Source organism: Thermodesulfobacteriota bacterium, from assembly GCA_040758155.1.
GTDB lineage: Bacteria > Desulfobacterota > Deferrimicrobia > Deferrimicrobiales > Deferrimicrobiaceae > UBA2219.
Genome location: JBFLWB010000031.1, coordinates 1 through 10,267, shown reverse-complemented (window position 1 = coordinate 10,267; position 10,267 = coordinate 1). Strand labels below are relative to the sequence as shown.

Genomic DNA, 10,267 nt, shown 5'->3' with positions numbered 1-10,267 from the left:
GAGATCGCCCGCAACGCGCTCGAGGAGAAGGACCGCGCGGCGGCCCTGCTGCTGGCCTCGCTGGCCGAGCAGGCGGAGGGGAAGCGCCGCCTGGTCGAGGAGCGCCGCCGGAGGAAGACCGGGCACGAGGAGGCGCTGGTCGCCCTCGACGCCTCGATGGCCGCCGGCCGGGAGGAGATCGAGCGGGCGGCGATCGGGCTGTCCGAGATGCAGGACCGGATCGACGGGCGCGTCGCGGAGCTGGCGTCGGCCGCCTCCCGCCTGGCGGAGGCCGAGGAGGAGCTCCGGCGGGCCCGGGCGCAGGCGTCGGAGGCGATGGAGCGCCAGTCCTCCGAGCGGCTGCGGCTCCAGCGGATCGAGATGGACATCCAGGCGCTCGACGCCCTGCTCCACCAGCGGTACGAAGTCCGCCTCGCCGACCTGCCCCCCGTCAGCGTCGGAGAGGAGCCGGCTGCGGCCGACGCCGAGGTCGGGGAGCTCGAGGCGCGCGCGGAGGCTTGCCGGGAGCGGATGACGGCAATGGGCGAGGTGAACCTCGCTTCCCTCGAGGAGCACGGGGAGCTCTCGGAACGGTACGCCTTCCTTTCGTCGCAGAAGGAGGACCTTGAACGGTCGCTCGACGACCTGGTCAAGGCGATCCAGCGGATCAACCGGACGACGCGCGAGCGGTTCGCCAGGGCGTTCGAGGAGATCAACGGGAAGTTCGCGGAGCTGTTCCCCCGCCTGTTCCAGGGAGGGCGCGCGCAGCTCCGCCTCCTCGAGGAGGAGAACCTCCTCGAATCCGGCGTCGAGATCTTCGTGCAGCTTCCCGGGAAGAAGGCGCTGCCGCTGCACAGCCTTTCGGGCGGGGAGAGCGCCCTGACCGCGATCAGCCTCATCTTCTCCATCTTCCTGGTCAAGCCGTCGCCGTTCTGCCTGCTCGACGAGGTCGATGCCCCGCTCGACGACGCCAACGTCGACCGGTTCAACGGAATGGTCCGGGAGATGTCTTCCAACTACCAGTTCCTCCTGATCACGCACAATAAGCGGACGATGGAGCTCGCCGACGTCCTGTACGGGATCACGATGGAGAAGCCCGGCATCTCCAAGACCGTCTCCGTCAAGCTGACCGGATGATTCCTTGAGCGAGTCCGGCGAAAAGCCGCGCGGCTCCTTCTTTTCCCGGCTGAAGGCGGGGCTGTCGAAGACCCGCGAGCTGCTGTTCATGAACGTCGAGGCGATCGCCCGCGGCATCGGCCCCGTCGACGAGAACGTCCTTTCGGAGCTCGAGGAGGCGCTCATCCTCGCGGACACGGGGGCCGACCTTTCCGTCGAGTACGTCGAATCGCTGCGCGCCGCGTGGCGGCGCGGGGAGCTGCCCGACGTGGAGGCGTTGCGCGCGCGGCTCCGGAAGATGGTGGAGGAGACGCTCGCCCCGCGCATGGCCCCGCTCGCCGTCGTCCCGCCGTACCCCTTCGTCGTCCTCGTGGTCGGCGTCAACGGGGTGGGCAAGACCACCACCATCGGCAAGGTTGCGAGCTGGCTGCGCGGAGAGGGGCACCCGGTCCTCATCGCGGCGGCCGACACCTTCCGCGCGGCGGCGATCGACCAGCTCGCGGTCTGGGCGGAGCGGGCCGGGGCCGAGATCGTCCGGCACAAGGAAGGGGCCGACTCCTCCGCGGTCGCGTTCGACGCCGTCCGCGCCGCAAAGGCGCGCGGGACCCACGCCGTCCTCATCGACACGGCGGGGCGCCTCCACACGAAGTCGCACCTGATGGAGGAGCTCCGGAAGGTCGTCCGCGTCGTCGGAAAGGAGATCCCCGGGGCCCCCCACGAGGTGCTGCTCGTGCTCGACGCCACCGGGGGAAGGAACGCCATCGCGCAGGCGAAGACGTTCCAGGAGTTCACGGGCGTCACGGGACTGGCCCTCACGAAGCTCGACGGCACGGCGAAGGGCGGGGTGGTGCTCTCCGTCACGCGGGAGGTTTCCGCGCCCATCCGATTCATCGGGGTGGGGGAGAAGGCGGAAGATCTGCGCCCCTTCGACGCGCGGAGCTTCGCGGAGGCGCTCTTCTGACCCCCCCGCCCCGGTGATGGACCTGCTGTTCCTCCACATCGTCGGGAGCGTCTTCCTGCTGCTTTACGGGATCCGCCTCGCCGCGCAGGGATTCGAGCTCGCCTTCTCCGCGTCGATCGACCGGGCCTGGAGCGCCGCGCGCGACGGCAGGGCCCGCGCCTTCCTCCTCGGCGCCGCGTCCGCCGCCGTGCTCCAGAGCACCGGCGCCTTCGTCACCCTGTTCATCACCTTCGGCCAGGTCGCGATGCCGCCGCTCTCCCGGTCGCTGGTGATCATCCTCGGGGCGGACTTCGGGGCGACGCTGACCGTGCAGCTCCTTTCCTTCCGGATCCACGAGCTCGCCTTCCCCGTGCTGTCCGTCGGGGTCGCGCTGTTCCTTTGGGGTGGAAAGTCGCGGGCGCACGCGGTCGGGCAGGGGCTGCTCGGCTTCGGGTTCGTCCTGCTTTCGCTCAAGTTCCTGGCCGGCGCCGCGGAGGAGGTCGGCCGGATCGAGGGGCTACGGATCCTGATGACGGAGCTCTCCTCGGCCCCCTACACCGCCTTCGGCGCGGGAGTCCTCCTGGCGGCCGCACTGCAGAGCGGGACCGCCGTGATGGTCCTCCTGATCGCGTTCGCGCACGAAGGGCTGCTCGGGACGGGAGCCATCCTGCCGCTCGTGCTGGGGGCAAACGTCGGCGGGACCTCCGTCGCCTTCGTCGCCGCATCGGGGCTCGCCGCGGAGGGCAAGCGCATCGCCTGGGGGCATTTCGGGATCAAGGCCGCCGGCGCCCTGCTGCTCCTCGTTCCCCTGGTCCACGCGCCGCCGGCGATTACCGGCCTGATGGGCGGCGGCGCGCGCCTCGTCGCATCCGCCCACACGGCATTCAACCTGTTCATCGCCGTCCTGTTCCTGCCGCTGGCGGGGCGGACCGCGTCCCTCATCGAGCGGGCGATCCCCCTCCCGGCGGGAAGCGTCTCCCGGGGAAGGGCGGTGTATCTCGACCGGCGGCACCTGCCTGTCGCGGGAGCGGCGCTGGGACAGGTGGCGCGGGAGATCCTGCGGATGGCGGACATGATCCAGGAGATGCTCGACGACGCGGTGGAGGTCATCTGCCGGGGGAACGCGGAGCGGATCGGACGGATCGAGCAGGCCGACGACGACGTGGACGCGCTGTCGCGGGAGATCAAGGGATTCCTGGCGGACCTCGGGCAGGGCTCCCTCGACGCGGCGCAGACCGAGCGGTCGATGGAGTACATCGGCGTCGTCGCCGACCTGAAGAACATCGGCGATTTCGTCGACCGGACGATGATCGACCATCTCCGCCGCCTCTCCGAGCGGCGGCAGTCGTTCTCCGAGGAAGGCGGCCGGGAGCTCCAGGCCTACCTGTCCGAGGTCGGCTCGCTGTACCGGGAGGCCGTCTCCGCCTTCGTCGCGCGCGACCCCGCGGCGGCGCGCCTCGTCATGGAGCGGCGGAAGGCGATCGGGCTGAGGGAGCGGGAGCTCCGTATCGCCCACATCCAGCGGCTGCAGCGGGCCACGCCGGACTCCCTGGAGACCAGCGAGGCGCACATGGACATTCTCGCGAACTGGAAGGGGATCGCCGCGCACTGTTCCGCCATCGCCCGGACCGTTCTCCGCGGAGGCGAATGAATGACCTCTTGTTCCATTGAAGTCGGAAGGTTGGACGTTGTATCCTGAACCATCATCTGCAGAAGCGGGAGGAGACGGGGAGGATGGGCGAGGAATCGTTCACGCTGATCGAGAAGAAGATCAACGACCTGGTCCAGGTCGTCGCCACCCTGAAGAAGGAGAAGGCGGCCCTTGCGGCGGAGCTTTCGCGCGCGGAAGGGGAGGCGAAGGAGCTGGGCAGAAAGCTTTCCGATCTGACGAAAGAGCGCGGTGAAGTGAAGGACCGCGTAGAGAAGATCCTGTCCCGCCTGGACAGCATTGAGTTATAGGGGGCAGGAGGTATAATAATCGAGAAGGAATGGCGAACCGTTTCGATGTGAATATCGCCGGGTACGCGCTGACGATCCAGACGGAGCGGTCGGCGGCGCACATGGAGCGTCTGGCGGAGACATTGAACGAGAGGGTCCGGGAAATCCAGAAGTCCGGGGGGACGGCGAACTACCTTAACATCGTCATGCTGGCGGCCATGGAGCTGGCCGACGATGTCCTGACGACGGGCGACCGGATGGTGGAGACCCGGAAGGAGAACCGGCTCCTGGAGGAGCGGGCGGCGAGGCTCGAAGAGGAAGTCCGGGCCTTGAGGGAAAAGATCGAAACCCTCCGGACGGAGCGGGAGGGGATCGAGGAAAAGGTGGCCCGGAAGAACCGGGACCTCCTGGCGGTGCTCGAGAACGCGTTGGAGTAGCACGGCGGGGAATCAGAGGAAGCTCCAGGCCCCTGCCGTGAGCGTGATCGGCCGGCGAGTTTGAGCCAACAGTTAGAGAAAGGGATCCCTCCCTGGAGGCGGTGAGCATCCCCGGTCCCATCGGGGAAGCCTGAAGCTTCCACACCAAGGGAACCCACCTGGTGAAAACCAGGTTCAACTCAATGGCCGACACGGCACAGGCAGGGGCGCTTTTCCGAAGGTCGGGGTTGCCGGGGCGGCGCGTGCCGCCTCTTTATATAGATCCGGGCGGTTGAAACCGTTGTTGCTGCGACGTTTCATTTGTTTTCGATGCGGCGGCAGTTCGCATAATTAAGGTTGTTCCGGCGACGGAAGGCACGACGCCCCCGCAGCGCGAGCGCAGGAATTCCGCGTTTTAACCTCCCTGCAGGATTTCCACCGGAAAGGCCGTAGATGTCCGTGATGGAGCGCAAGGCCATGCTCCGCCAGGCGTGCCGGGAGCTCGTCCGGGCCCGGGCGGGATCCGCATCCTCCCTTGAGGCCGGCGAACGGGCCCAGGAACATTTCCTGAGGGAATTCCCGCCGCGCGCGGGGATGGCGGTGGCGATCTACAACGCCGTCCGGGGGGAGATCGGAACGGACCGGATCCGGGAGGCCTGCATGGCCGCGGGCGCGACGGTGTATTACCCCTGCGTCGCCGGGGAGGGAAAGCTCGAGTTCCGCCCGCACCGCGACGGGGACGGGTGGGTGGAAGGCCCCTACGGGATCCCCGAGCCGCTCCATTGGCCGGAGCGTCCTCCGCGGACCGGCGGATTCGACCTGGTCGTGGTGCCGGGGGTCGCATTCGACCGAGCGGGGCGCCGTCTCGGGCAAGGTCTCGGGTATTACGACCGGTTCCTGGAGGGACTGCCCGGCAACGTTCCCCGCGTGGGGCTGGCGTACTCGGAACAGGTGGTGGAGGAGGTCCCCGTGGACGAACGGGACGTTCCCGTCCACGCTTTGGCGACGGAAGAAGGGGTGATCCGGTTCCCGTCGGCGGCCGGCGCCCCGAAAAAATAGATGGTCCACCGAGGAGGGAAAACTTGGATACGGCAATATGGGTCATCGCCGTCCTGGCGGCGGCGGTCGTTCTGCTCGGGGCGTACGTCGTCCTGCTGCTGTCGAAACGGAGGATCGCGGAAAGGGAAGCGCGGGTAGAGGCGGGGAAGGCGGAGGAGCTCCTCCAGTCGGCCCGCAGGGAAGCCGAGAACATCCTGAAGGAGGCCGCGCTCCAGGCCAAGGACCACATGCTCCAGGTCAAGCTCGATTTCGAGCAGGAGACGCGGGACCGGAAGAACGAGCTGAGCCAGGTGGAGAAGCGCCTCCTCCAGAAGGAGGACCTGCTCGACAAGAAGAACGAGCATCTCGAGGGGCGCGGCGCGGAGATCGCGAAGAAGGAGCGGGAGGTCGCCGAGCAGGAACGCAGGATCGAAGCGGGACGGTCCGACCTCGACGCGCGCATCGCCCAGGCCCAGGCCGACCGGCAGCGGATCGCCGGCCTGACCGCGGAGCAGGCCAAGGCCGAGATCGTCGAGATGGTGACCAACGAGGCGAAGCTGGAGGCCGGGAAGAAGATCCGGGCCATCGACGAGGAGTTCAAGGAGGAGGCGGCGCAGAAGGCGCGGAAGATGATCTCGGTCGCCGTGCAGCGGTACGCCGCCGACTACGTCGCGGAGCACGTGGTCACGGCGGTGCCGCTCCCGTCGGAGGAGATGAAGGGGCGGATCATCGGCCGCGAGGGGCGCAACATCCGCGCATTCGAGGCGGCTACGGGCATCGACGTGATCATCGACGACACCCCGGAGGCGGTGATCCTGTCCGGCTTCAACCCGGTGCGCAGGGAGGTCGCGCGGATCGCCCTGTCGCGCCTGGTCCAGGACGGGCGGATCCACCCGGCGCGGATCGAGGAGACGGTCGAGAAGGTCACCAAGGAAGTGGACGAGACGATCCGCGAAGCGGGAGAGCAGGCGCTGTTCGACCTGGGGATCCACGGCGTGCACGCGGAGCTCGTGAAGCTCGTCGGGAAGCTGAAGTACCGCACCTCCTACGGCCAGAACATCTACACCCACTCCCTCGAGGTCGCGTTCCTGTGCGGCATGATCGCGTCCGAGCTGGGGCTCAACGCGAAGCTCGCCAAGAGGGCGGGGCTGCTCCACGACATCGGGAAGGCGGTCGACCACGAGGTGGAAGGGCCGCACGCCCTCATCGGCGCGGACCTGGCGCGCAAGTACGGGGAGTCCACCCGGGTGGTCCACTCCATCGCGGCGCACCACGAGGACGAGTCGCCCAAGGACATCCTGCCGATCCTGGTCCAGGCCGCGGACGCCCTCTCGGGCGCGCGCCCCGGCGCGCGGCGGGAGATGCTGGCGAACTATCTCAAGCGGCTGGAGGAGCTCGAGGGGATCGCGAAGTCGTTCGCCGGCGTGGAGAAGTCGTACGCCATCCAGGCGGGGCGGGAGGTCCGCATCATCGTCGACAACCAGAAGATCAGCGACGACGCGGCGACCATCCTCGCCCGCGACATCGCCAAGAAGGTCGAGTCCGACCTCTCGTATCCCGGCCAGATCCGCGTCACCGTGATCCGGGAGACGAGGGCGGTGGACTACGCCCGGTAGCGGCGGAAGGAAGGTCCCGGCGGGATGTGGATCCTGTTCCTCGGCGACGTCGTGGGCAAGCCCGGGCGCAAGGCGGTCGCGGAGTTCCTCTCCCGCGTCCGGGGATACGTCGACGTCGACCTGGCGGTCGCGAACGGCGAGAACGCGGCCGCGGGGATGGGGCTGACCGAGTCGGCGGTCCGCGAGCTGTTCGACGCCGGCGTCGACGTTCTGACCGGCGGGAACCACATGTGGGACAAGAAGGAAGGGGCGCATCTGGTCCGGTCCGACGAGCGGATCCTGCGCCCCGCGAACTACCCTCCCGGGGTGGACGGGCGCGGGTGGGGGGTCTTCCACGGGAGGAGCGGGACGCCTTACGCGGTGGTCTCCCTCCTCGGCAGGGTGTTCCTCGGAAACTGCGACTGCCCGTTCCGCTGGGCGGACGCCTCCCTCCCCGCGATCCGGAAGTCCGCGCCTTGCGTCCTCGTCGACTTCCATGCCGAGGCGACCTCGGAGAAGAGGGCGATGGCTCATCACCTCGACGGCAGGGTCTCCGCGATCGCCGGCACGCACACTCACGTGCAGACCGCCGACGCCGCGGTCCTCCCGAAGGGGACCGGGTACATCACCGACGCGGGGATGTGCGGGCCGGCCGGATCGGTCATCGGCATGGACCCGGAGGGGGTGCTGCGGCGCTTCCTCCTCCAGCTTCCCACCCGGTTCGAGGTCGGGGCGGGAGAGCCCGAGGCCTCCGGCGCGCTGTTCGACATCGACCCCGCGACGGGGAGCTGCACGAGAATCCGGCCGTTCCGCATGACGGAGACGGCGATGAGGAGCAAAGAGACATGGGCGACGTTCTCCGATCGTTGACGCGCGGCACGGTGGAGGTGATCACGGGGGAGGAGCTCTCCCGGAAGGTCGCCGCATCGGCCGAAAAAGGGCGCCCGCTGCGGGTGAAGGCGGGATTCGATCCCACGGCGCCGGACCTGCATCTGGGGCACACCGTCCTCATCCAGAAGCTGAAGCACTTCCAGGACGCGGGCCACCAGGTGGTCTTCCTCATCGGCGATTTCACGGGGATGATCGGCGACCCGTCGGGGAAGTCGGAGACGCGGAAGGCGCTCACGCGCGAGGACGTGGAGCGGAACGCGGTCACCTACAAGGAGCAGATCTTCAAGATCCTCGATCCCGACCGGACCGAGGTCCGCTTCAACTCCGAGTGGCTCTCCCCGCTGCGCGCGGAGGACATGGTGCGCATCACCGCGCAGATGACCGTGGCCCGCATGCTCGAGCGGGACGACTTCCGCAAGCGGTATGACGAGGAGCGACCGATCTCGATCCACGAGTTCCTCTACCCGCTGCTGCAGGGGTACGATTCTGTCGCGCTGAAGGCGGACGTCGAGTTCGGAGGGACGGACCAGAAGTTCAACCTGCTCGTGGGTCGCGACCTGCAGCGCGCGTACGGGCAGGAGCCGCAGGTCGTGATGACCACGCCGCTGCTGGTGGGGCTGGACGGCGTGAACAAGATGAGCAAGAGCCTCGGCAACTACGTGGGCATCACGGAGCCGCCGGACACGATCTTCGGCAAGCTGATGTCCATCTCCGACGAGCTCATGTTGTCCTACTACGAGCTGCTGTCCGACGTCGGCGTGTCGGAGCTGGCGGCGCTTAAAAGCGGGCTGGCCGACGGCTCCCGCCACCCGATGGACGCCAAGGTGGCGCTCGCGCGCGAGATCGTCGCGCGCTTCCACGGCGCCGCGGCGGGGAAGGAGGCGGAGGAGGGGTTCCGGAAGCGGTTCTCCTCGAAGGAGTTCCCGCAGGACGCGCGGCGGGTGGACGGCAGAACGATCGGCGACGGAGCGGACATCGCCACGATCGTGTCATGCGTCTCCCCCTCGTTTGCAACCAAGTCCGCGGCGCGGCGTCTAATCGTGCAGGGAGGCCTCGAAATCAACGGCGAACGGGCGACCGACCCGGCCGCCGTCCTCCCGAGAGAAGGTGAAATCCGGCTCAAGATCGGGAAAAAGGAGTTCGTTGTCCTGGCGTTTTAGGCAACCGGAAAAAAATTCGCACGGAGCTCATTTTTTTCTTGCATCGGGGAACGAGGTTCGATAGATTACTGGCTTCCGTTTGAGGAACGCCACCCCCGGGACGAGAATAAACTTCGGGGCTTCCGGCTGAAACCTCTTGACACGGCGAGCGCGGTTTCGTAAAGTTATAAGTCCGCCGCTATGTCCTGAATGCGGCGGCAAGCGTTCGGATCTTTGAAAACTGAACAGGGAATGCGAGGCGCGTACGGATCGAAAGGTTTACCCGCTTATCGTAAATAAGTGGAGAGTTTGATCCTGGCTCAGAACGAACGCTGGCGGCGTGCCTAACACATGCAAGTCGAGCGAGAAAGGGGGGGCAACCCCCTGAGTAAAGCGGCGCACGGGTGAGTAACGCGTGGGTAACCTACCCTCCGGCGGGGGATAACTACTCGAAAGGGTGGCTAATACCGCATGAGACCACGAGGTCTTCGGACCTTGAGGCCAAAGGCTGCATCGGTTCGCCGATGTAGTCACCGGGGGATGGGCCCGCGTCCGATTAGCTAGTTGGTGAGGTAACGGCTCACCAAGGCTCCGATCGGTAGCTGGTCTGAGAGGATGATCAGCCACACTGGAACTGGAACACGGTCCAGACTCCTACGGGAGGCAGCAGTGAGGAATATTGCGCAATGGGGGAAACCCTGACGCAGCAACGCCGCGTGGGTGAAGAAGGCCTTCGGGTCGTAAAGCCCTTTCGGACGGGACGAACGTTCCGCGGGGTCAAGCCGCGGAATCTGACGGTACCGTAGGAAGAAGCACCGGCTAACTCCGTGCCAGCAGCCGCGGTAATACGGAGGGTGCAAGCGTTGTTCGGAATTACTGGGCGTAAAGCGCGTGTAGGCGGCTTGGCAAGTCAGACGTGAAAGCCCTCGGCTTAACCGGGGAAGTGCGTCTGAAACTGCCTTGCTTGAGTACGGGAGAGGGAGGCGGAATTCCCAGTGTAGAGGTGAAATTCGTAGATATTGGGAGGAACACCGGTGGCGAAAGCGGCCTCCTGGACCGATACTGACGCTGAGACGCGAGAGCGTGGGGAGCAAACAGGATTAGATACCCTGGTAGTCCACGCTGTAAACGATGGGCACTAGGTGTGGGGGGTATCCACTCCTCCCGTGCCGAAGCTAACGCATTAAGTGCCCCGCCTGGGGAGTACGGCCGCAA

General features: G+C 67.1%; 9 protein-coding genes, 1 rRNA gene and 1 other RNA gene. All 11 read left to right on the top strand.

Going from position 1 to position 10,267, the window contains the following annotated elements; translation table 11 throughout:
- Window positions 1-1,116: AAA family ATPase (locus AB1346_02040; GenBank protein ID MEW6719210.1), on the top strand; the 1,116-nt coding region annotated here is incomplete at its 5' end.
- Between the two features lie 4 nt (window positions 1,117-1,120).
- Complete coding sequence (gene ftsY / locus AB1346_02035; protein ID MEW6719209.1) at window positions 1,121-2,056, top strand: signal recognition particle-docking protein FtsY; 936 nt, start codon at window positions 1,121-1,123, stop codon at window positions 2,054-2,056.
- Between the two features lie 16 nt (window positions 2,057-2,072).
- Complete coding sequence (locus tag AB1346_02030) at window positions 2,073-3,686, top strand: Na/Pi cotransporter family protein (protein ID MEW6719208.1); 1,614 nt, start codon at window positions 2,073-2,075, stop codon at window positions 3,684-3,686.
- 83 nt (window positions 3,687-3,769) lie between these two features.
- Window positions 3,770-3,994, top strand: a complete 225-nt coding sequence (zapB, locus tag AB1346_02025; GenBank protein ID MEW6719207.1) for a cell division protein ZapB — start codon at window positions 3,770-3,772, stop codon at window positions 3,992-3,994.
- A gap of 29 nt (window positions 3,995-4,023) precedes the next feature.
- Window positions 4,024-4,410 (top strand): cell division protein ZapA, encoded by a 387-nt coding sequence (locus AB1346_02020; GenBank protein ID MEW6719206.1) that lies wholly within the window; start codon window positions 4,024-4,026, stop codon window positions 4,408-4,410.
- Between the two features lie 26 nt (window positions 4,411-4,436).
- Window positions 4,437-4,621: non-coding RNA, 6S RNA (ssrS, locus tag AB1346_02015), on the top strand.
- 221 nt (window positions 4,622-4,842) lie between these two features.
- The gene (locus AB1346_02010) at window positions 4,843-5,448 is read left to right on the top strand and encodes a 5-formyltetrahydrofolate cyclo-ligase (protein MEW6719205.1); all 606 of its coding nucleotides are present in this window, start codon (window positions 4,843-4,845) and stop codon (window positions 5,446-5,448) included.
- 23 nt (window positions 5,449-5,471) lie between these two features.
- Complete coding sequence (gene rny / locus AB1346_02005) at window positions 5,472-7,043, top strand: ribonuclease Y (GenBank protein ID MEW6719204.1); 1,572 nt, start codon at window positions 5,472-5,474, stop codon at window positions 7,041-7,043.
- Between the two features lie 24 nt (window positions 7,044-7,067).
- Window positions 7,068-7,892: a TIGR00282 family metallophosphoesterase gene (locus AB1346_02000; GenBank protein MEW6719203.1), complete on the top strand. Its 825-nt coding sequence runs from the start codon at window positions 7,068-7,070 to the stop codon at window positions 7,890-7,892.
- Complete coding sequence (gene tyrS, locus AB1346_01995; protein MEW6719202.1) at window positions 7,868-9,073, top strand: tyrosine--tRNA ligase; 1,206 nt, start codon at window positions 7,868-7,870, stop codon at window positions 9,071-9,073. The genes AB1346_02000 and tyrS overlap by 25 nt, the downstream gene beginning before the upstream one ends.
- A gap of 276 nt (window positions 9,074-9,349) precedes the next feature.
- Window positions 9,350-10,267 (top strand): 16S ribosomal RNA (locus tag AB1346_01990); the annotation flags it as partial.